We start from the raw sequence: 24182 nt of genomic DNA, 5'->3' as shown, positions 1-24182 counted from the left end.
TTCGCCGCGCGGTTACCATGACCGCCATGAGCGTGGTCCCTTCCGCCGAAGGCGGCCAGTACCGGCGGCCGATCATCACCGCGGCGATCGAGCTGACCGCGCGCTCGGGCTGGCCGTCGGTGACCATGGCCCGGCTGGCCGAACTGGTCGGCGTCAGCCGGCAGACGGTGTACAACGAGATCGGTTCGAAGACCGCGCTGGCCGAAGCGATGATCGCGCACGAGTTGAGCCGGTTCCTCACCGCTGTCGGCGCGGCGTTCGACCGGCACCCCGGCGACCTCGTGGAAGCGATCCGCGAAGCGGCCCGCGCGGTCCTCGAACTGGCCGAGGACAACGTCCTGCTGCGGGCCATCGCCTCGGCGACCCACGGCACGGACACCGAGTTCCTGCCGCTGCTGACCACCCGCGCCGGCACCCTGCTGACCGAGGCGCAGACGATGCTGGCCGAGCGCGTCCGCGGCTACGCACCGCCGCTGGCCGGTGACCGGATCACCGTGGTGATCGACCTCGTCGTCCGCGCGGTGCTGAGCCACGTGATGCAGCCGTCGGACACCCCGGCCCACACCGCCGATTCGCTGGCCTGGGTGACCGCCCGGCTGCTGGGCACCGACCGTCCTTGACAAAAGTAGTTGTCACTGCGAGGTTCGCACCCATGGCCGACCTCGTTCCCTTTCTGATGTTCCAGAAACGCGACGCCGCCGAGGCGATGGAGTTCTACACGTCCCTGCTGCCCGGCGACTCCGTGCTGTCCGACCAGCGCTACGGCGCCGAGGGCCCCGGCCCGGAAGGCACCGTCGTGCTGGCCGAGTTCACCGTGGCCGGGCAGCGGGTGCGGTGCAGCGACAGCTTCGTGAAGCACCAGTTCGAGTTCACGCCGTCGATGTCACTGTTCGTCACCCTCGATTCCGAGGCCGACCTGAAGCGGCTCTTCGAGGCCCTCGCCGACGGCGGCGGCACCCTGATGCCCCTGGACGACTACGGCTTCGGCCCGTTCGGCTGGGTCAACGACCGGTGGGGCGTGTCCTGGCAGCTGAGCGCACCGGTGACGGGCTGAGCCTTACGACTCCGGCTTCCGGCGGGCGCGCGCTCGGCGTTTGCCCTCGTGCATGGCCGCCACCCTGGCGATCGGAATGGTGTGGCCCTCGGCCACCAGGTCCGCCGGAAGTCGTTGGGGGGCGGGGAGTTCCGCGACCCACGGGTCAGCGTCACCGAGGAGGGCGGGCGCCGTTTTCACGGTGAAGTCGGCGGGTGCGACGTCGTCCGCGTCGGTCCAGGGGACGGGGAACGACACCGGCGCGCCCGGGCGGATCCGGGGACTGTAGACGGCGGCCACGGTGGCGCCGCCGGCGCGGGTGGAGTCCAGGAACACCTTGCCGTGGCGGTCTTCCCGGATGAAGGCGGTGGTCGCCAGCCGCGGGTCCAGCCGTTCCGCTCGCGCGGCCAGTGCCCGAGTCGCCGCGGCGACGTCCTCAAAGGACTGACCGGGCGTCAGCGGCACGAAGACGTGCACGCCTTTCGACCCGCTGGTCTTGAGGGCTCCGGCGAGGCCAGCGTCGGCCAGGGCCTCGCGGACCAGGCGGGCGGCGGCCACCGCGACGCCGAACGGGGCACCCTCGGGCGGATCCAGGTCCATGATCAGGTCGGTCGGGCCTTCGTGGCCGACGCGGGTCAGCGCCGGGTGCAGTTCGACCGCGCGCTGGTTGCCGAACCACAGCAGGGTGCGACGGTCGTTGCACAGGCCGTAGGTGACGGTGCGATGCGAACTCTCCGCCCACAGGCTGGTGCGCGGTACCCAGTCCGGGGTGTACTTCGGCAGGTTCTTCTGCATGAACGCTTCCTGTCCGCGCAGGACGCGCATCACCGACAGCGGCCGGTCGGACAGCACCGGCAGCAGCCGCTCGGCGACCGCGTCGAAGTAGTCCACGAGGTCGCGTTTGCACGCCCCGGCACCGGCGAACAACTCCTGGTCCAGGTGCGTGAGGCGGACGCCGTGGCGTTCCTCGTCCGAGGTGCTCATCCACATCACCCTTGCCGAGCCGGTACTGCCAGGTCAACCGCCTACCCGAGCGGTTCCCCCTTCCGGCGCCGCCGCCTGAGGCCGGCGAGGCAGAGACCGAACGGGAACCGCCGAGCCGACGGCGGCAGCAGCCGCACCACGCGGCCGATCCGGCGCATCAGCCGGTCGAACCGTCGCTGGTCCGTGGCCGACCACGGAAGCCGCAGCTGCTCCCGGAACTGCGCCGGCAGGAATCCCGCGGTCACGAAGCGGTGGGCCGGTCCGAAGAGGACACCGAACGGCCGGGGCAGGAACCGGAGATCGACGAGCGAGGTCAGATATTCACGCAGCCGGTCGTCGATGTCCACCTTGGACAGGCCGGCGGTCCAGTACTCCTCGAAGGCAAGGCGATCCGCGGGCCACTGCTCCGGCCGGACCTGCAACGTCGTGCCGAGCGCGGCTGCCTCACCGTAGAGCGCTTCCGGAACCGGGCGGCCGAGCACGATCCGGTGCACGTCTTCGAGCCCGCGGTACAGGCAGGCGGCCACCCACAGTTGCAACTCCGGGTCGAAAGCGTTGTATCGCACCGGGCTCGCGGCGGTGGAGCGGACTTGCGCGTGCGAGACGTTCACTGCCCGCCGGTACGCCGCGCGCTCCTCGTCGGTGCCGAGGGCGGCGACCGCGAGGTAGGTGTAGGTGGTGCGTGCGCGTTTCAGCGGATGCTTGAACAGGTTCCCGGACTCGACAGTGCTTTCCAGCACTCCGTAACCGACTTCCGGACGCGCGAGCTGCATGACCACGTTGGCACTCCCGGCGAGCAACCCGACACCGAGCAGGGACTCTCCGAGTACGTCGGTCATCGCGCTCCTTCCGCCGACGACGACGCGCCGTCGAGCGTCGTGCGGGCGAACTGGATCAACGCACGCGCCGCCGGACCGGCGGGGCCGGTGGCCCGCCACGCCAGCGCCAGCTGACCACGCAGCGACGGCCGCAGTGGCAACCGGTGCAGCTCCGCAGCGTAATAGCGGGCGAGCGACTCCGGAACCAGCGCGACACCGAGATCCCGCATTGCCAGCTGTGCCAGCACATTCGGGTCACTGGCCTCGATCGTCACCCGCGGGCGCAGCCCCGCCGCGGCGAACGCGCGATCCAGCACGCCACGCACACCGGTGCCCTTCGGCAGGCAGATCAGCGAGCGGCCGGCGAGGTCGGCGAGCGTGACGTCGGCTCGGCGGACGAAGTCGTCTCCCGGGCCGGTGACCGCGACGAGCTCCTCGTCCAGCAGCACCTGAGTGGCGAGCCCGGCGGGCACACCGTCGGCGAGGCCGATCACCGCCACGTCGAGCCGCCCTTCCCGCAGCGCCTCGGCCATCACGTCGGAGTTGGCTTCCGCGAGCGTGATCTCCACCCCCGGGTAGTGCTCGGCGAAGCCGGCGAGGAACTCCGGCAACGCGACCGGACCGGCCGAGGTGACCATTCCCATCGCCACCTGGCCGCGGACGAGCCCGTCGTGCTCGGAGACCGTCTCGCGCACCGCCTCCACCGCGGCGAGCGCGGCCCGGGCGTGCGGGAGCACCGCGGCGCCGACCCCGGTGAGCCGCACGGTGCGCCCGGAACGGTCGAACAGGGGTTGCCCCAGCTCCCGCTCCAGCCGCCGGACCTGCGCGCTGACTCCCGGCTGGGCGACGTGCAGCCGCTCCGCCGCCCGCGTGAAATTGGCTTCCTCCGCGACCGCGACGACGTAGGCCAGCTGATGTAATTCCATAAGGAGCAATTCTAGCTCGTGGAAGTACTATCTCTTGGACTTCTCGTCAGCGAGCGGCCACGCTTTCGGTATGCAGACTTTCACCCCTGACCAGCACGGTTACCTCGAGGAGATCGCCGGGTTCCAGACCGGCGTGCCGTCCACCCCGCCGCTGGTGGTGGCGGCGACCGGCGCGGACGACGTCGCCGCGGCCGTCCGGCTCGCCGCCCGACGTGGCCTGCCGATCTCGGTACAGGCCACCGGTCACGGCCTGGGTACCCCGGCGGAAGGGGTGCTCGTCTCGACCCGGCGGATGACCGGCGTGTCGATCGATCCGAGCCGCGGTCTCGCCCGGGTGGCGGCCGGGACGACCTGGGCCGCGGTGATCGAGGCGGCCGCCGAGCACGGGCTCGCGCCACTCAGCGGTTCGGCGCCCGGTGTCGGCGTGACCGGCTACACCCTGGGTGGCGGCTTCGGCCTGCTCGGCCGGCAGTTCGGACTCGCCGCCGACCACGTCCGCTCCGCCGACGTGGTCCTCCCCGACGGCACCGTCACGCGCGGGCCGCTCGAGGCTGGCATCGTCACCGCGCTGGAGTTCTCGCTCTTTCCGCTGCGCACGATCTACGGCGGCGGCCTGCACTTCGGCCCGAAACGGCTCGCCGACGTGCTGCGCGGCTGGCGCGACTGGACCGCCGACCTGCCGGACGCGCTCGGCACGTCGCTGGCGATGATCCCGTACCCGGATCTGCCGATGGTGCCGGAACCGTTGCGGGGTAAGCACATCGCCCACGTCCGGGTGGCCTACGCCGGTTCGGCGGACGACGGCGACCGGCTGGTCGCGCCACTGCGTGCCCTCGGCCCGCTGCGCGACACCCTGGCCACCATGCCGTTCACCGAGTCCGGCACGATCGCCGCCGAACCCCCGCACCCGCACGCCTACCTCGGCGACAACCGGGTACTGCCGTCCTTGCCCGACGACGTGCTGACCACGGTGCTCGACCACGCCGGCCCGGACGCCCCGGTGCCGACCGTGCTGATCATCGATCTCCTCGGCGGCGCCTACCGCCGGAGCACCGCCCCGGACTTCACCCCGGAGTCGCGTTACACAGTGCGCGCCCTGTCCGTGGTCGATCCGGATCCGGCCACCGTGCACGCGGCGCAGGCGAAGCTGTTCGACCCGCTCACCCCTGGCTCCACCGGCCGGCTGCGCAGCTTCGTGTACGGGCAGCCGCTCAGCTGACCGCGCAGGCCGGGTTACCCCAGGTCAGCCCACCTCCGGGGAGGGACGAAGGGACCCATATACTCGGCCCCGAACCGGGCGAAGGGGTCGATTTTTTGCAGACGATGAGCCATGACGAGTACCTCGGCACGCGCCGGTTCCCCGGGCTCGACGGGCTGCGCGCGCTCGCCGCCACGATCGTCGTCTTCTACCACTTCGCCGGGCCGAACTTCACCTGGCTGTCCGGCTGGGTCGGCGTGTACGTCTTCTTCGTGCTGTCCGGCTTCCTGATCACCACGCTGCTGCTGCGCGAACAGGACCGCACCGGCCGGATCTCGCTACGCGACTTCTACCTGCGCCGGGTGTTCCGGATCCTGCCGCCGTACCTGGTGATCCTCGGCGGGATCGTCGCGTTCGTGCTGCTGCGCGGCGAGTTCCTCGCGCGCGACTTCCCGCACGCGCTGAAGTACTACCTGACCTTCCTCAACGAGTTCTTCCCCGGATCCGAGGGCAACGGCAGCGACAACTTCTTCTCCGGCTCCTGGACGCTGGGCATCGAGGAGAAGTTCTACCTGGTCTGGCCGTTCCTGCTGGTCGCGGTGGGGATCGGGGCGGCGCGACGGAAGTTCGGCCTCGCGCTCGCGGCCATGGCCGTGCTCCTGGTGCTGTTGCCGGTGAGCACCGGCGGCTGGCTCCTCGACGGATCGAAGACCGCCATCTACGGCTCCACCGTGCACTACTTCATCCTGCTCAGCGGCTGCCTGCTGGCGATCCTGCTGCACTACCGGCGCAGTTTCGCGGTGCTGCGGCCGCTCACCCACCCGCTCGCGGCGATCCCGATCGTCGCCGGGTTCCTCCTGCTGCACACGAACCTGGACGCGCTCTGGTCCGAAACCCGCGAGAACGTGCTGCTGCTCGTCGGCTACGCCGGGGTGACCATGCTCTTGCTCGTCGTGCTGCTGTCACCCGGTCCGGCGCGGTGGCTGCTCTCGACGGCGCCGATGCGGTTCGTCGGGGAACGCTCGTACTCGCTCTACCTGCTGCAGGGTCCGGTGCACTTCGCGGTGATCCAGGCGGTGCCGCAGCTGGCCGAGCGCAGCCTGCTCACCGCGCTCACCGTGTTCGTGGTCGACCTCGGCGTGTCCGACCTGATCCACCGTTGGGTGGAGCAACCACTCATCCGCACCGGCAAGCAGCTCATCGCCCGCCGGCGCGCCCGTGCCGAGGAAAAAGCCGCCCCGCCGGCGGTCGAGCCCCGGATGGAGGCTGCCGTCGGCTGAGCGGCCGCCGGGGTCAGCGTTCCAGGACGATCACGGGGATCACCCGGCTGGTCTTCTTCTCGTAGTCGGCGAAGCCGGGCATTTCCGCGACCATGGCGGCGTACAGCCGGTCGCGCTCCGCGCGGTCCTCGACGACCCGCGCGGTCACCTCGAACTTCTCCGCGCCGACCTCGACCGTCGTCCTCGGGTGGGCACGCAGGTTGTGGTACCAGTCCGGGTTGGTGTCGGCGCCCGCCTTGGACGCGATGATCACCAGCCGGTCACCGTCGGTCGTGTAGGCCAGCGGCAGCACCCGCTGCTTACCGCTCTTCGCGCCGGTATGCGTGAGCAGCAGCAGTTTCCCGCCCTCGAACGGGCCACCGACCTTGCCCCCGTTCGCGCGGAACTCGTCGATGATCTGCTGGTTGAAGTCCACCGGGGCGGCCTCCTCGCCCCCGTGCCTGCGCACCTCTTCGTTGAACTGCTGGTCGAAATCCGACATCCAGGTCCTCCTCGTTGGTGATCGCAGTCAACAACGAGCGCGCGGCCGCTGTTCCCCCGGGCCTCAGCCGAGCCATTTCGCCGGCGGTCCGCCACAGCGGTCCGGCCACGGCACGTCGTGCCGGTACCACCACGCTTCGCAGGTCCGGCCGTCCGGCAGCGTGTACCGCGGTGGGCCCGCCACCCGGCGCAGGCCGGCCGCCTCCAGCGAACGGCCACTGGCCACATTGCCGATCTCGGCTCCGGCCCGCACGCTGGTCAGGCCCAGGTGCTCGTGGGCAAGGGCAAGGCCGGCGGCGAACAGCTCCCGGCCCAGCCCTCGTCCGCGGTAGGCAGGGGCGAGGTAGCCGCCGGTTTCCGGGCCGCCGTCCTCACCCGCGTGCACGCTCACCAGGCCCGCGCAGCGGCCGGCCACGAGGTCGAGCGCGACCACGTCCACCGAATGGGGATCCGGTGTCGTCCATTCCGGGCCGGTGCCCGGTACCACCCGCAGGGCCTCACCGCGCATCGGCTCGGCGACCACCGAACCGGGCAGCCAGCCGAGCCACCGCTGCGCGGCCGGGTCGCTGCCGCCGGCCACCGCGGCGGCATACTCCCAGGCAGTGGGGGTACGGAAGAGGAAGCGGCCGAGGGTGAACGCGTGCGCGCGGCGGTCGCACCTGCGCTTGGCCATCAGCCGGCCGCGTCGGGTCAGCCGGCTCAACAGGGGTGGTGCGGACATGTCGACCATCGCGGCCGGAATGCTACTCGCCGCCGGCCGCCGCGGCGCCCGATCCGACCGGACGCCGGGCCACTCGTGGCGGCCACCGGGGCGACGGCGACCAGCACAGTATGGTGACCGGATGACGGCCGTACCCGGGGCAACCGAAGCCGAACCCGGGCGTGGCGCACAGCCACGCCAGCTGATCGTGTCGATCTACGGGCTCCACCACCGGGCCGGCGGCGGCTGGCTCTCGGTCGCCTCGCTGATCGACCTGCTGGCCGTGGCCGGGATCGACGAACCGGCCGTGCGGTCCTCCATCTCCCGGCTCAAGCGCCGCGACATCCTGCAGGCAGTGCGCCACGAAGGCGCGGCCGGATACGAGCTGTCCGCCACCGGGCTGGACATCCTCCGCGAGGGTGACGACCGCATCTTCCGCCGCGAGCGCGCCACCCTGGACGAAGGCTGGCTGCTCGCCGTGTTCTCGGTACCGGAGACCGAACGGAACAAACGGCACGTACTACGCACCCAGCTGGCCCGGCTCGGCTTCGGCACCGCGTCGTCGGGTGTCTGGATCGCGCCCGCGCACCTGCACGAGGTCACCGCGGCCACGCTCGTCCGGCTCGGACTGGACAGCTACGCCGACCTGTTCCGCGCCGAGCACCTGGCCTTCGGCGACGCCCGTGACAAGGTGCGCGAGTGGTGGGATCTCGACCAGCTCAACGAGCTGTACACCGCGTTCCTCGACGAGCACGAACCGGCGCTGCGACGCTGGCAGCGGCGCCGCACGACCTCGGGCCGCGAGGCCTTCGCCGACTACCTGCAGGTGCTCACGGGGTGGCGGCGGATGCCGTACCTGGACCCCGGCCTGCCTGCCGGGCTGCTTCCACCCGGCTGGTCCGGGATCCGCGCGGCCGAGGTGTTCTTCACCCTCCACGACCGCCTGGAATCGGCGGCGCAGCAGTACCTGCGCCAGGCGCTCAGCGGCTGACCACCGCGTGGCCCTGGACCTCCACGAGGGCCTCGACGTCCCACAGCCGGCGCACCCCGATGCCCGCCATCGCCGGGTAGTCGGCGCCGACGAGCTGCTTCCACACCCGCCCGATCTCGCGAGCGTGGACACGGTAATCGTCCATATCGACCACGTACACCGTGAGACTGCACAGGTCAGCGGGCTCGCCCCCGGCCGCACGCAGCGCGGTGAGCAGATTGCCGAGCGCGCGTTCGAACTGCGCCACCACACCGTCTCCGACGATCCGGTTGTCCGCGTCCAGCGCGGTCTGCCCGGCGAGGAACACGAACCGGCCCTCGGCGGTCACCGCGTGCGAGAAGCCCGACGGACGGCCCAGCTCGGGCGGATTGATCCGTTCCATGCCGGCACCCTAACCCATCTATCGGATCGTTGACGACCGTGCCCATTACGACATAACCTGGGGGGGTGCGAATTTCGGTTCTAGGCGGTGGCCCGGCGGGGCTGTACTTCGCCGTGCTCGCGAAGCAGCTCGGCCCGGAACACGAGCTCACCGTCTGGGAGCGCAACGCCCCGGACGACACGTTCGGCTTCGGCGTGGTGTTCTCCGACGAGACACTCGGCGGCATCGAGCACGCCGACGCCGCGGTGCACGAGGCGATGAGCCGCGAGTTCGCCCGCTGGGACGACATCGACGTGTACTACCGCGACACCGTCACCACCTCGGGTGGGCACGGGTTCGCCGCGATGAGCCGCAAACGGCTGCTGGCGATCCTCCAGCAGCGGTGCCGTGAGCTCGGTGTGGACGTCCGCTTCCGGACACCGGCCCCGGACGCCGCCGAGCTGGCCGCGGAGTACGACCTCGTGGTCGCCGCGGACGGCGTGAACTCCGGCGCGCGGACGAGCTTCGCCGACGCGTTCGGCCCGACCGTGGAAACCCGGCAGTGCCGCTACATCTGGCTCGGCACCGATCTCGTCTTCGACGCCTTCAAGTTCCACATTCTCGACACCCCGTACGGGATCATGCAGATCCACGGCTATCCCTACTCCGAGCAGGGCAGCACGTTCATCTTGGAGCTGCACGAGGACGTGTGGCAGCGGGCGTTCGGCCCGATCGCGGCGAGCGGGCTGGCGCCGGGCGAGAGCGACGAGAAGTCGATCGAGCTGATCCGTGAGCTGTGCGCGGACGTGCTCGAAGGACACAGCGTGCTGGCCAACAACTCCAAGTGGGCGACGTTCGGCACGGTGCGCTGCGAACGCTGGGTGCACGAGAACGTCGTGCTGCTCGGCGACGCCGCGCACACCGCGCACTTCTCGATCGGCTCCGGCACGAAGCTCGCCATGGAGGACGCGCTGGCGCTCGCGGCGTGCCTGCACGAGCAGCCGGACGTGCCGGATGCCCTTGCCGCGTACGAACAAGAGCGTCGTCCGGTGGTCGCCTCCACGCAGCGGGCCGCACAGGCGAGCCTGGAGTGGTTCGAAAACCTCGCGCAGTACACGCATCAGGAACCCGAGCAGTTCACGTTCAACCTGCTGACCCGCAGCCGCCGGGTCACCTACGACAACCTGCGGCTGCGCGACCGCGAGTTCGCCGCCGAGCTGGACGAGTGGTTCGCCGGTCAGCTGGGTACTTCCGTGGCGCCGCCGATGTTCCAGCCGGCACGGATCGGCCCGCTCGAGCTACCCAACCGCGTGGTGGTGTCCCCGATGGACATGTACTCCGCGGTGGACGGGGTACCGGGGGAATTCCACCTCGTGCACCTGGGCGGCAAGGCACTGGGCGGCGCCGGACTGGTGATGACGGAGATGATCTGCGTGTCCGCCGAGGGCCGGATCACGCCGGGCTGCCCCGGGCTCTACACCGCGGACCAGGAGCGGGCGTGGCAGCGGATCGTCGGCTTCGTGCATAGGGAGACGCCCGCGAAGATCGGCCTGCAGCTGGGGCATTCCGGCCGGAAGGGCTCCACGAAGCTGATGTGGGAAGGGATGGACGAGCCGCTGCCCGAGGGCAACTGGGAGGTCAGCGGACCCTCACCCCTGCCGTATTCGGCGAACAGCCAGACACCGCGGGAGCTGTCGGTGGCGGACCTGGCGGAAATCCGGGAGCGGTTCGTCGCGGCCACCCGTGCGGCCGCCCGCGCCGGTTTCGATCTGCTGGAGCTGCATTGCGCGCACGGCTATCTGCTGTCGTCGTTCCTCTCGCCGCTCACCAACCACCGCACCGACAGCTACGGCGGATCTCCGGAAAACCGGCTGCGGTTCCCGCTGGAAGTGTTCGACGCGATGCGTGCGGTGTGGCCGCAGGACCGGCCGATGACGGTGCGGATCTCGGCCACCGACTGGTTCGAGGGCGGGAACGACGCCGACGAGGCAGTGGCGATCGCGCAGGCGTTCGCCGAACACGGTGCCGCGGCGATCGACGTGTCCACCGGTCAGGTCGTCAGCGAGGAGCGGCCGAAGTTCGGGCGCAGCTACCAGACGCCCTACGCCGACCGGATCCGCAACGAGGTCGGCAGGCGCCACGGCACGGCGGTGATCGCGGTCGGCGCGATTTCCTCCTACGACGACGTGAACTCGCTGATCCTGGCCGGCCGCGCGGATCTGTGCGCGATCGGGCGCACCCACCTCTACAATCCACAGTGGACGCTGCATGCCGCGGCCGAGCAGGAGTTCCCGGTCGCGTGGCCGAAACCGTGGGCGGCCGGCAACCGGCGGCCGCAGACCGGGCGGACCGACGGGCCACAGCCACGGCTGGACCTGGTCCGCACCGGAGGACGGCAGACCGCACACGCCCGCTGGCGACCCGGGAGTGCCCGATGAACGCTTTCGCACTGACCGCCGAACAACGCGAGCTGACCGAATCGGTCGGGAGGATCGCCACCGAGGAGCTTCGCCCGCTGGCCGAGGCGGGCACCGAGGGTGCGGTGAACCGGCCGTTGCTCAAGGCGATGGGCTCGCACGGGCTGCTGGCCCGGTTGTTCCCCGGAGTCGACAGTGGACAGAGTACCCGGCAGGCCGCGGCAATGGAGCTTTGCCTGCTGAGGGAAGCGCTGGCCCGCCGGAGCACCGAAGCCGAGACCGCACTTGCGTTGCAGGGGCTGGGTGCTTACCCGATCCTTCAGTCCGGAATGGACGACCAGGTCGCTCGTTGGCTGCCCGCGGTGGCTTCCGGTGACGCGGTGGCCGCCTTCGCGCTCACCGAACCCGATGCCGGTTCGGACGCGGCGGCGTTGCGGCTGGCCGCCGAACGCGACGGGGACGGCTGGCGGCTGACCGGCGAGAAGATGTGGATCTCCAACGCGCCGGAAGCCGACTTCTACACGGTGTTCGCGCGCACCGATCCGGACGCGGGTTCGCGCGGCGTGAGCGCGTTCGTGGTGCCCGGCGACCGGGCCGGGCTCGGCGGAGGGCACCTCGACCTGGTGAGCCCGCATCCGATCGGCACGTGCGTGTTCGACGGCGTCCGCGTGCACCGGGAGGAGCTGCTGGGCGAGGAGAACCGCGGTTTCGCCGTCGCCATGCGGACGTTGGACCTGTTCCGGCCGAGTGTCGGAGCCTTCGCGGTGGGGATGGCGCAGGCGGCGCTGGACGCGGCCGTCGAGTACACCGCCGAGCGGGAAGCGTTCGGCGGGCCGCTGGTGAAGCAGCAGACCGTGGCGCACACGCTCGCGGAGATGGCGACGCGCACGGAAGCCGCGCGGCTGCTCGTGTACGCGGCGGCTTCGGCCTACGACGCGGGCGAGCAGAACCTCGGCGGCCGGGCCGCGATGGCCAAGCTGTTCGCCACGGAAGCCGCGCAGTACGTGGTCGACTCGGCGGTCCAGCTGCACGGTGCCCGCGCCCTCCGCCGCGGGCATCTCCTCGAACACCTCTACCGCGAAGTTCGCGCGCCCCGGATTTATGAGGGCGCGTCGGAGATTCAGCGCACCATCATCGCCCGCTCGCTGCGCGCTTAGAGCGGCGCGACGAGGCGGGCGCCGGACAGCAGTGTGCCCGCCTGCTTGACGTGCTTGAGGATCGGCGACACTTCCATGCTCTGCAGTCCGGACAACGAGCCGATCCGGTCCGAGGTGAACTCGAACAGCTCGTCGAGGTCGTGGCAGTGCGCCACGGCGTGGATGTTGTACGGCCCGGAAACCGCGGCGACGAACGCGATCTCGGGCTCCTCGGCGAGGGCTCGCCCGACGCTTTTGACCGCCGACGGGTGCACCCGCAGCCACAGGATCGCCCGAGCGTGATAGCCCAGTGCCGCGGCGGAGATCTCGACGTCGATGTGCACGACCCTGCGCTCCAGCAGGGTGTGCAACCGGCGCGACGCCCGCCCTGGCGTCAGGTCCGCTGCCGCGGCGAGCTCGACGAGACCGGCCCGGCCGTCCGCGGCGAGCACGTCGAGCAGCTTCTTGTCGGCAGCCGTGAGGTCCGCTGGTTCCCTGGCGACGACCGGGGCCTCGGAGAACGGATTGCCCTCGGTCCCGAGACGCGCTTCCTGTTCTGTGGTCAGCGTTCCGCGCAGCGCGGCCCAGTAGTGACCACGGCCGCCGAGGAACTGACGAAGCATCGCGGACGCGTTGATGTCGAGGACCGCGGCCGTGCGCGGAAGCCGGTGGCCCAGCAGGTCCTCGCGTTGCTCCTCGGTCCAGGAGCGCACCGCGCAGGTGATCTCCGAGCCCGCGGCGCCGAGAGCCACCCAGCTGACGTCGTCGCGCTTGGCGAGCGCATCGGCGATCGCCGCGACGCTGCCCGGGCGGCAGCGCAGCCGTACCATCCACCGGCTCTGCCCCAGCGCCCCGGAGTCGGGGATACCGGCGACGCGCATGACACCGTCAGCACGCAGCCGCCGGTAACGACGGCTGACCGCCCCTTCGGCAACACCGAGAACGTTCGCGATGGAGGCGAACGACGCACGGGGGGCGATCTGCAGGGCACGAATGATCCGCACATCCTCGGGTACCAAACTGCCGGAATCAGCCATTCGTGCTCCTCTCCGGGAGATGATTCTACAAAACCGCCCTCTCCACGTGCCGTGAAGCCGAACCGGCGCGAAGACTCGACGGCATGGCATCAACGAACATCGACCACCCGCGGACGGCCCTCATCGTCGGCGCGTCCCGCGGCCTCGGCCACGCGATCGCGGCCGAGTTCTTCGAGCGGGGCTGGCACGTCATCGGCACAGTCCGGGACACTTCCGCGCGAACCCCACTGCACGAGCTGGCCGAGCGCTCCGGCGGCCGCGTCCGCGTGGAGCAGCTCGACATCAACGAACCCACCCAGCCCGCCGCCCTGCGTGAACGCCTCGGCGAGCGGGAACTCGACGTGCTCTTCGTCAACGCGGGGACCACGAGCCACCAGGACACGCCCGCCGGCGCGGTGCCCCTCGAGAACTTCGTCGAGGTGATGGTGACCAACGCGTTCAGTCCGATGCGGGTCATCGAGACGCTCGACGACCTCGTGTCCCCGGCCGGGCTGATCGGCGCGATGTCGTCGGGACAGGGCAGCATCACCAACAACACCAAGGGAGGACGCGAGCTGTACCGCAGCAGCAAGGCGGCGTTGAACATGTTCATGCGCAGTCTCGCGGCCCGGCAGGCCGGCAGCGAACGTGCTTTCGCGCTCATCGCGCCGGGCTGGATCCGCACCGGGCTCGGCGGGCCGGACGCGCCGTACACCCTCGAGGAGAGCGTCCCGCCGATCGTGGACGTCCTGCTGTCGCGGCTGGACGAGACCGGGCTCGCATACCTGGACCGCTTCGGTCAGACCGTGCCCTGGTGAAGGTCGGCGGCCGTGCGGCTGAGGTGCCGGACCAGCACCTCGGCCGCTCGCTCGCCTTCCCGCCGCAACGCCAGGCCTTCGAGTTCCGCGTGCTCGGCCAGGTGGTCGCGATCCGGCGCGCTCTCCCCCGACCAGCGGCGGTACAGCTCGCTCGCCGTCCACAGCCGTTCGAACGTGTCCAGCAGGATGTCGTTGCCGCACGCCTCCAGCAGGGCGCGGTGGAATCCGTGGTGCACCGCGGCCCACTCGTCGGAGTGGAAACGAGCGCCCGCAGCGTCGAACGGCGGCGTGCCGGCCAGCCGGTGGTGGGTGGCCCGCACGTGGGCCTCCCATTCGAGGTCGCCGCGGTGGATCGCCATCCGCAGCATCGCCGGCTCCACCGTCGCCCGTGCCTCGGCCAGCACCTGCCACCGTGCGCCGTCCGCCTCCGGCACCACGAAACCCCGGTTCGGCAACCGCTCCGCCAGTCCTTCGCCGACCAGCCGGAGCAGGGCCTCGCGCACGACCGCGAGACTCACCCCGTGAGTGACGGCCAGCTCATTCGGTTTCAGCGACTGCCCGGGGTGGAAGTCGCCGTGCAGGATCGCGCGTCGCAGCGATCCGTACGCGCGGACCGAGGGAGCGCCGTCCGTCTTGGTCATACCGGGCAGACTAGCAAAATAATCGATTATCTGTAAGGTGGTCGATGATCGCCGCGACTGATCACCCCGACAAGGAGGTCCCGATGCCGACCACCGATCCGTTCGCACGCCTGTCCGAGGCAGCCAGTTTCACCCTGACCAGCACCAGCGTGCGGGACGGGCAGCCGCTGGCAGAGGCGCAGCTGTCCGGCTCCGACGTCAGCCCGCAGCTGTCCTGGAGCGGCGCCCCGCTGGGCACCCGGAGCTACGCCATCACGGTGTACGACCCGGACGCGCCGACCATGTCCGGCTTCTGGCACTGGGCCGTGGTCAACCTCCCGGCCTCGGTCACCTCGCTCCCCGAAGGCGCCGAGCCGCCCGAACCGGCGGTCCAGCTGCCGAACGATCTCGGGCAGCCCCGGTTCGCCGGCGCCGCGCCGCCCGCCGGGCACGGGCCGCACCGGTACTTCATCACCGTGCACGCCCTCGACGTCGAAGATCTCGGGCTCCCGGCCGACAGCAGCCCGGCGGTGCTGGACTTCACCATGTTCACGCACACCCTCGGCCGCGCCACCCTGGTCGGCACGGCGGAGACCCCCGGTCCGGAACGCATCGAGGTCTCCCGGCTGATCCCGGCACCGGCCGAGGCGGTGTTCGCCGTGCTGGCCGATCCGCAGGGCCACGTGGACATCGACGCGTCCGGCATGCTCATGGACGCCGAAGGGAAACCGGTCGAACAGGCCGGCGACCGGTTCGTGGTGCACATGAACCGCGAAGCACTCGGTGACTTCCCGCTGGGCAAGTACGACGTCGACGTGGTCATCACGACCCTCGAGCCGAACAAGGAAATCGCCTGGACGATCGAGGGCGGACAGCGGCCCTACATCCGCCACCTCTACGGCTACCGCCTGGAGCCCGCCGAGGGCGGCACGCTCGTCACGTCCTACTACGACTGGTCGGAGATCGAGGAGTCGTGGAAGGCGCGCAACATCTTCCCGGTCGTTCCCGAGTCGGCGCTGAAGGCCACGCTCGGCATCCTGGAGCGCACCGTCGCCCGGCGGTCCTGAAAGCCGGCGATGGCGTCCGGTGTCCCCCAGCCACCGAACGCCACCGCCGGATCCCGGTCAGGCAGCGACCGCGCGGCGTGGCTTGCGGTCCAGCCACAGCTGCGCCGCGACCAGCGCCACCGTCCAGCTGACCCACGACGAGATCGAACCGATCGACTGCGTCAGCGCCAGCTCGCTGCCCCCGAACGTGGTGGCCACCTGCGGTTCCAGGATCATGGCCGCGATCGGTGAGATCACCCGGTTCAAGATGATCGAGAAGGTCAGCGCGAAGCTGCGGATCATCCAGCGCCGGTGGTCGCCGAATCGGCGTTCCCTGGCGGCGCGGTAACCGGCGAACGTCGCGCCGATCCACAGCACCGACAGCAGCACGTCGCTGGCCCTGGCGGTCGGGCCGAACGGGCTGATCGAACCGACAGTCAGCGCCAGCGCACCGGAGGGCAGTACCCCGCCGAACACGTACGCCCGCCCGGACCAGCGGTGCAGCACCGGGAACTTCCGGCGTACCCAGGGCCAGATCTGCACGGTCGCGGTGATCATCGCGATCGAGCCGAACACGACGTGGCCCACGAGGAACCAGTAGTACGCCGGGAAACCCTCCGGCGCCGGCACCCGCGACCGCGCCGGATCCAACGCCAGGTACGGCGGCAGTGAAAACGACAGGAAGGCGATCACCAGCAGCGCCAACGGCCCCACCCACGGCCGCCGCCACCAGGCCCGCCGCGGCTTCGCCGGGGCCGTGGGCGGCACCGGCGTCTGCACCTGCGGTCGAAGTTCCGTCCCCGCCGTCATGTCGCCACTCTCCCTCGTTCGTCCGGTGCGACCCTTCCGAACGTAGGGGTGGACAGGGGCGGGCAACCATGGTGCGGACTGCCGTCACCGGGGTGGGGACAGCCTTACCCTCGGCCAGGTGACCCGCCCCCTGACGCGGTGTGCGGCTCAGGATCCCCGGACGCGGCGGACGGTGTCCCGGAAGAAGTGGCCGCTCTGCTTGATCGTGCGACGTTGCGTTTCGTAGTCGACGCGGACCAGGCCGAAACGTTTGGCGTAACCGTAGGCCCATTCGAAATTGTCCAGCAGTGACCAGGCGAAGTAGCCGCGGATGTCGGCGCCCTGCTGCCGGGCCGCGGCGACCGCCGCGAGATGTGCGGCGAGGTAGGCGGTCCGGCCGTCGTCGGCCACGTAGCCCGCGTCGTCCGGCTCGTCCTCGAACGCCGACCCGTTCTCCGTCACGTAGATCGGCACGCCCGGACAGTCCCGGCCGACGCGGGTGAGCAGTTCGGTGAGCTTGCCGGGCAGGATCTCCCAGCCCATCGACGTGGTCGGCTCGCCGAACGGGACGTCCCGCTGCACCGGCAGCCCGTTCTCGTCGGTCGCGCGGCCGTGCTCGTCGGTGCCGGACAGCTGCACGCCGAAGTAGTAGTTCACGCCGAGGAAGTCCAGCGGCGCCGAGATCAGCTCCGGATCACCGTCCTCGACCGGCAGTTCCGCACCGCGCGCCGCGAGATCGGCCACGACGTCCTCCGGATAACGACCGCGCACCAGCGGGTCCAGGTAGACGCGGATTCCCATCCCGTCGGCGTTGCGGGCGGCTTCCCGGTCGAGTTCGCTGTCGGTGGCCGGATCCGCGGTGCTCATGTTGAGCGTGATCCCGAACTGCGTGTCCGCCGGCGCCGCCTCGCGCATCCGCTGCGTGGCCAGGCCGTGGCCGAGCAGAAGGTGGTGGATCGCCCTGATGCCCGCCGGGAAGTCGCGCCGTCCGGGTGCCATCACGCCGTTCACGTAACCGTGCATCGCCGAGCACCACGGCTCGTTGAGCGTGGTCCAGTGCCGCACCCGGTCCTTCAGCCGGTCGAACACCAGCATCGCGTAGTCGGCGAAGCGGTACGCGGTGTCCCGGGCGGGCCAGCCACCCGCGTCCTCCAGCTCCTGCGGCAGATCCCAGTGGTACAGGGTGAGCCACGGGGCCACGTCTCGGGCCAGCGCCTCGTCCACCAGACGGTCGTAGAAGCCGATGCCGGCCTCGTTGATCGCACCCCGACCGCGTGGCTGGATCCGGGGCCAGGCCACGGAGAACCGGTAGGTGTCCGCACCCAGCTGCGGGACCAGCGCGATGTCCTCGGGCATCCGGTGGTAGTGGTCGCACGCCACGTCGCCGGTGTCGTTGTTGTCGATCGTCCCCGGCAGCCGGCAGAAAGTGTCCCAAATGGACGGAGTGCGTCCGTCCTCGGCCACCGCGCCCTCGATCTGGTACGAGGCGGTCGCCACACCCCAGCGGAAATCGGCGGGCAACGTGTCGATCAGCGCCTGCTGCTCGCGGGTCGCCGCGTCGGTGGTCTCGGTCAACGGATCTCCTTCTCTACGACGGGACAGCGGCGGTGGGACCGGTCGACGGATGCAGCCAGCAGGCGACGCTCCGGTCGCTGCCGTCGCGGTCCGCGGGCACGTCCAGCACCGGCACCTCGCTGTGGCACCGGTCGAACGCGTGCGGGCAGCGGGGCGCGAAGGCACAGCCCGGCGGCAGCGCGCGCTGATCCGGTGGCGAACCGGGAATCCCGGTCAGCTCACGGCGCGGCCCGCGCAACGCCGGGAACGAGTGCAGCAGCCCGTCGCTGTAGGGGTGCAGGGAATCCCGGTAGAGCTCCACGCCACGGGCCTGCTCCACGATGCGACCGCCGTACATGATCGCGATCCGGTCGGAGAACTCCACCAGCAACGACAGGTCGTGGGTGATGAACAGCACCGAAAAGCCCAGCCGCTCACGCAGTTCGACCAGCTGCGCGAGGATCTGTCGCTGCATCACCACGTCCAGCGCGGTGGTCGGCTCGTCCATGATCACCACGCGGGGTTCCAGCGCGAGCGCCATCGCGATCATCACGCGCTGGCGCATCCCACCGGAGAGCTGGTGCGGATAGGCGTCGAGCCGGTCGGCCGAGATCCCCACCAGCCGCAACAGCTCGCGCGCACGGGAGAGCCGGGAAGCCCTGGTGCTTTGGGGGTCGTGTGCCTTGAGCACGTCGACCAGCTGGGTGGACACCTTGTGCACCGGGTTCAGCGAGTTCATCGCGCCCTGGAACACGATCGACGTCTCGGCCCACCGGAAGTCGCGCAGCTGACGGGGCGTCAGCCGCAGCACGTCGTAGGGCTCGCCGCCCTCGGGGTGGTACAGCACCCGCCCACCGCGGATCATCCCCGGCGGCGGGAGCAGCCGGGTCAGCCCGTAGGCCAAAGTGGACTTGCCGCTGCCGCTTTCCCCGGCCAGGCCCAGCACTTCCCCGCGGTGCAAGGTGAGATGCACGTCCTGGACCGCGTGCACGGCCTCGGCACCGAGGCCGTAGTCGACGTCGAGACCCTGGATTTCGAGTACCGGTTCGTTCATCGTTTCTCCCGGCCCAGCACCGGCGTGAACCCGGCACGCAGGCGCACGGTCTTGCCCTCGGCGTTTTTCACCCTGGTTGTGCCCGCCGACCGCAGCCGCGGGCTGACGAACTCGTCGATGCCGAAGTTCAGCAGGGACAGCGCGGTGCCGAGGACCGCGATGGCCAGCCCGGCCGGCACGAACCACCACCACGCGCCCTGGGCCAGCGCCTGCTGGCTCTGCGCCCAGAACAGGATGGTGCCCCAGTTCCAGTCGGAGAACGCGGACACTCCGACGAAGGCCAGCGTGATCTCCGACATCACCGCGAACACGACGGTGCCCACGAAACTCGACGCGATCACCGCGGTCAGGTTCGGCAGGATTTCGAAGAAGATGATCCGCCACGTCGGCTCGCCGCTGGCCCTGGCGGCCTCCACGTAGTCGCGGCGGCGCAGGGAAAGCGTCTGCGCACGCAGCACCCGCGCGCCCCAGGCCCACGAGGTCAGCCCGATCACCACCGCCACCAGGGTGTCCCCGCCGCTGGGCAACGCGGTGCCGATGATGATGATCAGCGGCAGCGCCGGGATCACCAGGAACACATTGGACAGTGCGGAGAGTCCTTCGCCCGGTGTGCCACCGAGGTAGCCCGAGGTGACGCCCACGAGCACTGCCAGGATGGTCGCCACCACCCCGGCGGTGACGCCCACCAGCATCACGCTGCGGGTACCGGCCAGCACCTGGCTGAACACGTCCTGGCCCAGGTGCGTGGTGCCGAACCAGTGCCTGCCGGACGGGGCTTCGATCAGGTCGTCACTGCGCGCGGACGGGTCGTACGGCGCGATCCAGGGCCCGATCACGGCCAGCACCACGAAGAACGCGAGCACGATCAGCCCGGTGAGGGCCTTTCCGCCGGACAGGAAGCGGAACCGGCGCCGGCGGGCGGCGGGCCCGGTGATCGAGTCCGGGGGCAGCGGTTCCGGGGCGGCGGCCTTGAGGTCGGCGGCGGGTACGGCCACGGCTCAGCCCTCCTTCCGGGTACGCGGGTCCAGCAGCAGGTACGCGACGTCGGCGAGCAGGTTGGCCACCAGCACCGACAGCGTGATGATCAGGAAGATCCCCTGCATCAAGGGATAGTCCTGGGAACCGACGGCCTGGAACAGCTCGTAGCCCACCCCCGGATACGAGAACACGATCTCCACCAGCAGCGTTCCGCCGACGATGAACCCCAGCGCCAGCGCGAACCCGGACACGCTCGGCAGCAGCGCGTTGCGTGCGGCGTAGCTGAGCATCACCCGGCGTTCCTTGAGCCCCTTGGCGTGCGCGACGGTGATGTAGTCCTCCGCGGCGACGGTGACCATCATGTTCCGCATACCGAGGATCCAGCTGCCCATCGAGCTGATCAGGATGGTGATCGCGGGCAGCAGGCTGTGCTGGACCGCGCTGCCGATGAACGTGCCGTCCCAGCCCGGCACCAGGCCCGGCTCGTAGCCACCGGAGGCAGGGAAGAAACTGCCGGGCCCGGCCAGCAGGGTGATCGCGATCAGGCCGAGCCAGAAGTAGGGCACCGAGGACAGGAATGTGGTCACCGGCAGCAGGCCGTCCACCCAGGACCCGCGGCGCCAGCCCGCCACCACGCCGAGCGAGGTGCCGATCAGGAAGCCGATGATCGTGGTGAGCCCGACCAGGATGATCGTCCACGGCAGGCTGTCGCCGATTACCTCGGACACCGGCGACGGGAAGAAGGTGAACGACAGCCCGAGATCACCGCGCAGCAGCTGTCCCCAGTAGTGGAAGTACTGGCTCAGCAGGCTCTCGTTCTTGTCGAGTCCGAACAGGACGTAGAGCGACTTGATGGCGTCCGCGCTGAGCGTGCCGTGGGCCTTGGTGATCAGGCTCTGCACCGGGTCGCCGGGGATGAGCCGCGGGATGAAGAAGTTGATGGTGACCGCGGCCCACGCGGTGAACACGTAGAACCCGAGACGCTGCAGCAGGTACCTCATCGGGCCGCCTCGTACAGCCAGCACGCGGCCCAGTGCCCGGCCGGGCCTGCCACCTCGAACCGCGGCGGCAGTTCGGTGCGGCAACGCTCCATGGCCACCGGGCAGCGCGGGTGGAACCGGCAGCCCGACGGCGGGGCGATCAGGCTCGGCGGTTCGCCGGAACCGGTTTCCGGTGCCGGCTCGGCGTTTCCGTCCGGCTCCAGCCGATCCGGGTCGGGCGCCGAGTCGATGAGCAGCCGGGTGTAGGGGTGCGCGGGCTGCTGCGTCACGGTTTCCGAGTCACCGCCCTCGACCATCCGCCCGGCGTACATCACCAGCGTGTCGTCGGCGAAGTAGCGCGCGGACGCGATGTCGTGCGTGATGTAGAGGATTGCCAGGTGCAGCCGCTGTTTGAGGTCCCGCAACAGGTTCAGCACACCGAGCCGGATGGAGACGTCCAACATGGACACCGGCTCGTCGGCGAGCAGCGCCTCCGGATCGGCACCCAGCGCGCGGGCGATGGCGACCCGCTGGCGTTGGCCGCCGGACAGCTCGTGCGGGAACTTGTCGACGAATCGCTCCGGCGGGGTGAGCTGCACGCGCGTGAGCAGCTCGTGCAGCGCCCGCTCCAGCTCCTCGGCGCCACGTCCGGCGCGGCCGTGGATCTTCAGCGCACGCGTGAGGTGGTAGCGGACGGTGTGCACCGGATTCAGCGAGGCGAACGGATCCTGGAAGATCATCTGGACCCGGCGGCAGTAGGCCCGGAAGGCGCTGCCGCCCTTGACGGTGACCGGTTCCCCGTGCAGCAGGATCTCCCCGGCGGTACGCGGGTACAGCTGGGCCAGCAGCCGCGCGACCGTCGACTTGCCGGAACCGGATTCCCCGACCAGCGCGGTGACCCGGCCGCGGCGCAACGTGAGGTCCACGTCGTCGACCGCCCGCACGCTGCGCCTGCCCTGGGTGAGCAGCTGCCTGCCCCGTTTGCGGACCGGGAAGTGCTTGGTCAGCCCGGCCGCCTCGAGCACCACCGCGTCCGCAGTGGATTCCTCGGCGACCGGTTCCCGGATGGCCACCTCGTTGTGCTGCTCGGCCATGTCAGGCCGCGGGCTTGAGATGCAGGACGAGGTCGACGGCGTTGCGCAGGGTCGGCTGCACGGGCCCGTACTGGTTCGTCTCGTCCGGCCAGCCGGTCCAGTGCCGCGTGCTGTACTCGCCGCCGGAGTTGGCCGCCATCAACGGGATCATCGGCTGCTGGTCGATCATGATCTGCTGCAGCTTGGTCATCGCGGCGGTGCGGCTCGCGTCGTCGGCGGCGTTGGCGTAGGTCTGCAACGCCTGCGTCGCCTCGTCGTTGCGATAGCGGCCGTAGTTGCCGTTGATGCCACCGGTGCCGGTCGGCTTGTAGCGGCTGCCGTCCATCACGTCCCGGTACATGTCGTACGGCGAAGCGCCGTCGTTGGTCCAGTGCAGCACGCCCTGGTAGTCGCCGGTGTCCACGGCCTTGGTCCAGGCGTCCTGGTTCATCTTCTCGACCGTGGCGGTGATCCCGATCTGTGCCAGGTTGTCCTTGATGATCTCCAGGTCGGTGATGTAGTCCGACCAGCCCGATGGCACGCTCAGCTTCAGCGTGACCGGCTTGCCCGACGGGTCCGTGAGCCGGTTGCCGTCGAGCTTGAACCCCGCGCCTGCCAGCAGCGCCTTCGCGCCCGGCACGTCGGTCTTCACCGTCCGGCCCCGGTACTGCGGAGCGATCCAGGAGTCCCCCGCCGGCGACGGGATGCCGGTGACCTGGTCGGCCTTCGGGTAGAAGTAGCCGGCCTCACCCTGGTTGAAGATGTCGTCCCGGTTGATCACCTTGTTGACCGCCTGGCGCAGCTTCGCGTTGTCCCACGGCGCCTTTTCGGTGTTGAACCACAGGCCGTGCACGGCGAGCTGGGCGGGGAACCACAGCTTGTAGTGCTCCGGGTCGCGGTTGACGTAGACGGTCTTGTAGTTCGGGATGAACACGAAGCTCCACTCGGCCGCACCGCTGGTGAGGGCGGCGACCTGAGCGTTGTTGTCGTTGTAGGAGGTGTAGCGGATCTCCTTGACCTTCGGCGCTTCCTGCCAGTAACCACTGCGCTGGCTGACCGTGACGGTCTGCGGGGTGAAGGACTTCAGCGTGAACGGGCCGGTGCCGACGGGCTTCTTCACCGGGTCGGTGGCCGGGTCCTTGATCTGCGTCCAGAGGTGCTTCGGCACCACGATCGTCTGCAGGATCTTGACCTGGTTGACGTACTGCGACGCGTCGAACGACAGGGTGACCTGGTTGCCGCTCGCGGTGATGTCACCGTAGGGCACGGAATCGATGTTCAGCGCCTTGTTGTCCCGCAGCAGCTGGAAAGTGTAGGCAACGTCCTGCGCGGTCATCGGCGTGCCGTCGGAGAACGTGACTCCGTCGCGCACGGTGACCACGAGCTTGCGATAGTTGTCCGACCAGTCCCACTTCGTCGCGAGCCAGGGCTTGCCCTCCTCCTTCGGCTTGACCCGATTGAACATCACCAGCGGCTCGTAGAGCACGAACCGGTACCCGAGCGAGGCGGCCGCGGAGGTTTCCAGGAACGGGTTGTTGTTCTCCGCCTGCGGCCCGTTCGGCATCCCGACGTTGAGCACACCGGCGGCGTTCCCCCCGGCGCCCGCGGCCCCGCCACCACAGGCGGCGAGCCCGGCCATGGCCACCACGGCGGCGAGCGCTGCGACGATGGAGCGCCTGACTCGCATGAGTCCTCCTAGATTCCGGCTGGATCCCGGCTCGGTCCCGACTCGATCCCGGCCGGGTCCCCGCTGGGGTTGTGGCTGGGGTTCCGGCTCCGGTGCCGGCTGGCGTCGGGTGCGCCGACCTACCCTGGCCGCGCGACAGGAGGAGTCAACCGGGGTGACGCGAGTCACGTCAATAACACGGCGGTAACTTTTTTGCGTCTAAGTTTAAGTTCTGAAGGAACACCGGCCAGGTACCCGCGTCCC

24 protein-coding genes are annotated in these 24182 nt (G+C 70.2%); 9 read left to right on the top strand and 15 right to left on the bottom strand.

Going from position 1 to position 24182, the window contains the following annotated elements; all coding sequences use genetic code 11:
• The first annotated feature begins 17 nt into the window (after positions 1-17).
• Both BJY18_RS27760 and BJY18_RS27755 read left to right on the top strand, forming a co-directional pair.
• The gene (locus tag BJY18_RS27760) at positions 18-620 is read left to right on the top strand and encodes a TetR/AcrR family transcriptional regulator (protein ID WP_184782869.1); all 603 of its coding nucleotides are present in this window, start codon (positions 18-20) and stop codon (positions 618-620) included.
• Between the two features lie 32 nt (positions 621-652).
• Positions 653-1054, top strand: coding sequence for a VOC family protein (locus BJY18_RS27755; RefSeq protein ID WP_184782868.1), 402 nt, complete (start codon positions 653-655; stop codon positions 1052-1054).
• A 3-nt stretch (positions 1055-1057) separates the two neighbouring features.
• Here the strand turns inward: BJY18_RS27755 and BJY18_RS27750 are convergent, their stop codons facing one another.
• The 3 genes from BJY18_RS27750 to BJY18_RS27740 are packed head-to-tail and all read right to left on the bottom strand — an operon-like array spanning position 1058 to position 3761.
• Entirely contained in the window at positions 1058-2017 is a 960-nt protein-coding gene (locus BJY18_RS27750; protein ID WP_184782867.1) for a DNA polymerase domain-containing protein, read from the bottom strand.
• Positions 2018-2058: 41 nt separating this feature from the next.
• Entirely contained in the window at positions 2059-2856 is a 798-nt protein-coding gene (locus tag BJY18_RS27745; RefSeq protein ID WP_184782866.1) for an oxygenase MpaB family protein, read from the bottom strand.
• Complete coding sequence (locus BJY18_RS27740) at positions 2853-3761, bottom strand: LysR family transcriptional regulator (RefSeq protein WP_184782865.1); 909 nt, start codon at positions 3759-3761, stop codon at positions 2853-2855. Before BJY18_RS27740 ends, BJY18_RS27745 begins: the two co-directional genes overlap by 4 nt.
• A gap of 70 nt (positions 3762-3831) precedes the next feature.
• Between BJY18_RS27740 and BJY18_RS27735 the strand changes: the two genes are divergently transcribed.
• Together BJY18_RS27735 and BJY18_RS27730 are read left to right on the top strand one after the other, a co-directional pair.
• Positions 3832-4980, top strand: coding sequence for an FAD-binding oxidoreductase (locus BJY18_RS27735; RefSeq protein ID WP_184782864.1), 1149 nt, complete (start codon positions 3832-3834; stop codon positions 4978-4980).
• 104 nt (positions 4981-5084) lie between these two features.
• Positions 5085-6239 (top strand): acyltransferase family protein, encoded by a 1155-nt coding sequence (locus BJY18_RS27730; RefSeq protein ID WP_184782863.1) that lies wholly within the window; start codon positions 5085-5087, stop codon positions 6237-6239.
• Between the two features lie 13 nt (positions 6240-6252).
• Here BJY18_RS27730 and BJY18_RS27725 read toward each other — a convergent pair whose 3' ends face one another.
• A complete protein-coding gene (locus tag BJY18_RS27725) occupies positions 6253-6720 on the bottom strand; it encodes a nitroreductase family deazaflavin-dependent oxidoreductase (RefSeq protein WP_184782862.1) in 468 nt (155 codons plus the stop codon).
• Between the two features lie 63 nt (positions 6721-6783).
• On the bottom strand, positions 6784-7440 hold the full coding sequence (locus BJY18_RS27720) for a GNAT family N-acetyltransferase (protein WP_184782861.1): 657 nt from the start codon (positions 7438-7440) through the stop codon (positions 6784-6786).
• Positions 7441-7561: 121 nt separating this feature from the next.
• Between BJY18_RS27720 and BJY18_RS27715 the strand changes: the two genes are divergently transcribed.
• Positions 7562-8410: a PaaX family transcriptional regulator gene (locus BJY18_RS27715; protein WP_184782860.1), complete on the top strand. Its 849-nt coding sequence runs from the start codon at positions 7562-7564 to the stop codon at positions 8408-8410.
• On the opposite strand, the gene BJY18_RS27710 is transcribed toward BJY18_RS27715, so the two are convergent.
• Positions 8400-8792: a RidA family protein gene (locus BJY18_RS27710; RefSeq protein ID WP_184782859.1), complete on the bottom strand. Its 393-nt coding sequence runs from the start codon at positions 8790-8792 to the stop codon at positions 8400-8402. The two genes, BJY18_RS27715 and BJY18_RS27710, sit on opposite strands and share 11 nt — an antisense overlap.
• 65 nt (positions 8793-8857) lie before the next feature.
• On the opposite strand from BJY18_RS27710, the gene BJY18_RS27705 reads away from it, so the two are divergent.
• Both BJY18_RS27705 and BJY18_RS27700 read left to right on the top strand, forming a co-directional pair.
• Positions 8858-11209, top strand: coding sequence for a bifunctional salicylyl-CoA 5-hydroxylase/oxidoreductase (locus tag BJY18_RS27705; protein WP_184782858.1), 2352 nt, complete (start codon positions 8858-8860; stop codon positions 11207-11209).
• The gene (locus tag BJY18_RS27700) at positions 11206-12345 is read left to right on the top strand and encodes an acyl-CoA dehydrogenase family protein (RefSeq protein WP_184782857.1); all 1140 of its coding nucleotides are present in this window, start codon (positions 11206-11208) and stop codon (positions 12343-12345) included. Before BJY18_RS27705 ends, BJY18_RS27700 begins: the two co-directional genes overlap by 4 nt.
• Here the strand turns inward: BJY18_RS27700 and BJY18_RS27695 are convergent.
• Entirely contained in the window at positions 12342-13361 is a 1020-nt protein-coding gene (locus BJY18_RS27695) for an Lrp/AsnC family transcriptional regulator (protein WP_184782856.1), read from the bottom strand. The two genes, BJY18_RS27700 and BJY18_RS27695, sit on opposite strands and share 4 nt — an antisense overlap.
• Positions 13362-13444: 83 nt before the next feature.
• On the opposite strand from BJY18_RS27695, the gene BJY18_RS27690 reads away from it, so the two are divergent.
• Complete coding sequence (locus BJY18_RS27690) at positions 13445-14158, top strand: SDR family NAD(P)-dependent oxidoreductase (protein ID WP_184782855.1); 714 nt, start codon at positions 13445-13447, stop codon at positions 14156-14158.
• On the opposite strand, the gene BJY18_RS27685 is transcribed toward BJY18_RS27690, so the two are convergent.
• A complete protein-coding gene (locus BJY18_RS27685) occupies positions 14140-14799 on the bottom strand; it encodes a GntR family transcriptional regulator (protein ID WP_184782854.1) in 660 nt (219 codons plus the stop codon). The two genes, BJY18_RS27690 and BJY18_RS27685, sit on opposite strands and share 19 nt — an antisense overlap.
• Before the next feature lie 44 nt (positions 14800-14843).
• Between BJY18_RS27685 and BJY18_RS27680 the strand changes: the two genes are divergently transcribed.
• The gene (locus tag BJY18_RS27680; protein WP_246458989.1) at positions 14844-15845 is read left to right on the top strand and encodes a YbhB/YbcL family Raf kinase inhibitor-like protein; all 1002 of its coding nucleotides are present in this window, start codon (positions 14844-14846) and stop codon (positions 15843-15845) included.
• Positions 15846-15902: 57 nt separating this feature from the next.
• Here the strand turns inward: BJY18_RS27680 and BJY18_RS27675 are convergent, their stop codons facing one another.
• From BJY18_RS27675 to BJY18_RS27645, 7 genes are all read right to left on the bottom strand, one after another.
• Positions 15903-16634 carry a DUF2306 domain-containing protein gene (locus BJY18_RS27675; protein WP_184782853.1) on the bottom strand — a complete coding sequence of 244 codons (732 nt, stop codon included), beginning with the start codon at positions 16632-16634 and terminating at the stop codon, positions 15903-15905.
• 147 nt (positions 16635-16781) lie between these two features.
• Positions 16782-18188 carry a GH1 family beta-glucosidase gene (locus tag BJY18_RS27670; protein ID WP_184782852.1) on the bottom strand — a complete coding sequence of 469 codons (1407 nt, stop codon included), beginning with the start codon at positions 18186-18188 and terminating at the stop codon, positions 16782-16784.
• A gap of 13 nt (positions 18189-18201) precedes the next feature.
• On the bottom strand, positions 18202-19221 hold the full coding sequence (locus BJY18_RS27665; RefSeq protein ID WP_184782851.1) for an ABC transporter ATP-binding protein: 1020 nt from the start codon (positions 19219-19221) through the stop codon (positions 18202-18204).
• Positions 19218-20216 (bottom strand): ABC transporter permease, encoded by a 999-nt coding sequence (locus tag BJY18_RS27660; RefSeq protein WP_184782850.1) that lies wholly within the window; start codon positions 20214-20216, stop codon positions 19218-19220. The genes BJY18_RS27665 and BJY18_RS27660 overlap by 4 nt, the downstream gene beginning before the upstream one ends.
• A 3-nt stretch (positions 20217-20219) precedes the next feature.
• Positions 20220-21200, bottom strand: coding sequence for an ABC transporter permease (locus BJY18_RS27655; protein WP_184782849.1), 981 nt, complete (start codon positions 21198-21200; stop codon positions 20220-20222).
• Positions 21197-22273 (bottom strand): ABC transporter ATP-binding protein, encoded by a 1077-nt coding sequence (locus BJY18_RS27650; RefSeq protein ID WP_184782848.1) that lies wholly within the window; start codon positions 22271-22273, stop codon positions 21197-21199. Before BJY18_RS27650 ends, BJY18_RS27655 begins: the two co-directional genes overlap by 4 nt.
• A 1-nt stretch (position 22274) precedes the next feature.
• Positions 22275-23939, bottom strand: coding sequence for an ABC transporter substrate-binding protein (locus BJY18_RS27645; protein WP_184782847.1), 1665 nt, complete (start codon positions 23937-23939; stop codon positions 22275-22277).
• Positions 23940-24182: the final 243 nt, after the last annotated feature.

Origin of the sequence: Amycolatopsis jiangsuensis (assembly GCF_014204865.1) — a bacterium.
In the GTDB taxonomy this organism is placed as follows: Bacteria; Actinomycetota; Actinomycetes; order Mycobacteriales; family Pseudonocardiaceae; genus Amycolatopsis; species Amycolatopsis jiangsuensis.
The sequence above is the reverse complement of the archived record's forward strand: the minus strand, read 5'-3'. Positions and strand labels throughout refer to the sequence as shown.

What these genes read in the sequence shown, in the direction of transcription:
- BJY18_RS27710 (WP_184782859.1), bottom strand. Translation starts at nt 8,792, where the DNA reads ATGGAACGGATCAATCCGCCCGAGCTGGGCCGTCCGTCGGGCTTCTCG.
- BJY18_RS27690 (WP_184782855.1), top strand. Translation starts at nt 13,445, where the DNA reads ATGGCATCAACGAACATCGACCACCCGCGGACGGCCCTCATCGTCGGC.
- BJY18_RS27695 (WP_184782856.1), bottom strand. Translation starts at nt 13,361, where the DNA reads ATGGCTGATTCCGGCAGTTTGGTACCCGAGGATGTGCGGATCATTCGT.
- BJY18_RS27645 (WP_184782847.1), bottom strand. Translation starts at nt 23,939, where the DNA reads ATGCGAGTCAGGCGCTCCATCGTCGCAGCGCTCGCCGCCGTGGTGGCC.
- BJY18_RS27665 (WP_184782851.1), bottom strand. Translation starts at nt 19,221, where the DNA reads ATGAACGAACCGGTACTCGAAATCCAGGGTCTCGACGTCGACTACGGC.
- BJY18_RS27750 (WP_184782867.1), bottom strand. Translation starts at nt 2,017, where the DNA reads ATGAGCACCTCGGACGAGGAACGCCACGGCGTCCGCCTCACGCACCTG.
- BJY18_RS27675 (WP_184782853.1), bottom strand. Translation starts at nt 16,634, where the DNA reads ATGACGGCGGGGACGGAACTTCGACCGCAGGTGCAGACGCCGGTGCCG.
- BJY18_RS27755 (WP_184782868.1), top strand. Translation starts at nt 653, where the DNA reads ATGGCCGACCTCGTTCCCTTTCTGATGTTCCAGAAACGCGACGCCGCC.
- BJY18_RS27730 (WP_184782863.1), top strand. Translation starts at nt 5,085, where the DNA reads ATGAGCCATGACGAGTACCTCGGCACGCGCCGGTTCCCCGGGCTCGAC.
- BJY18_RS27680 (WP_246458989.1), top strand. Translation starts at nt 14,844, where the DNA reads ATGATCGCCGCGACTGATCACCCCGACAAGGAGGTCCCGATGCCGACC.
- BJY18_RS27655 (WP_184782849.1), bottom strand. Translation starts at nt 21,200, where the DNA reads ATGAGGTACCTGCTGCAGCGTCTCGGGTTCTACGTGTTCACCGCGTGG.
- BJY18_RS27650 (WP_184782848.1), bottom strand. Translation starts at nt 22,273, where the DNA reads ATGGCCGAGCAGCACAACGAGGTGGCCATCCGGGAACCGGTCGCCGAG.
- BJY18_RS27760 (WP_184782869.1), top strand. Translation starts at nt 18, where the DNA reads ATGACCGCCATGAGCGTGGTCCCTTCCGCCGAAGGCGGCCAGTACCGG.
- BJY18_RS27740 (WP_184782865.1), bottom strand. Translation starts at nt 3,761, where the DNA reads ATGGAATTACATCAGCTGGCCTACGTCGTCGCGGTCGCGGAGGAAGCC.
- BJY18_RS27735 (WP_184782864.1), top strand. Translation starts at nt 3,832, where the DNA reads ATGCAGACTTTCACCCCTGACCAGCACGGTTACCTCGAGGAGATCGCC.
- BJY18_RS27745 (WP_184782866.1), bottom strand. Translation starts at nt 2,856, where the DNA reads ATGACCGACGTACTCGGAGAGTCCCTGCTCGGTGTCGGGTTGCTCGCC.
- BJY18_RS27685 (WP_184782854.1), bottom strand. Translation starts at nt 14,799, where the DNA reads ATGACCAAGACGGACGGCGCTCCCTCGGTCCGCGCGTACGGATCGCTG.
- BJY18_RS27720 (WP_184782861.1), bottom strand. Translation starts at nt 7,440, where the DNA reads ATGTCCGCACCACCCCTGTTGAGCCGGCTGACCCGACGCGGCCGGCTG.
- BJY18_RS27725 (WP_184782862.1), bottom strand. Translation starts at nt 6,720, where the DNA reads ATGTCGGATTTCGACCAGCAGTTCAACGAAGAGGTGCGCAGGCACGGG.
- BJY18_RS27700 (WP_184782857.1), top strand. Translation starts at nt 11,206, where the DNA reads ATGAACGCTTTCGCACTGACCGCCGAACAACGCGAGCTGACCGAATCG.
- BJY18_RS27715 (WP_184782860.1), top strand. Translation starts at nt 7,562, where the DNA reads ATGACGGCCGTACCCGGGGCAACCGAAGCCGAACCCGGGCGTGGCGCA.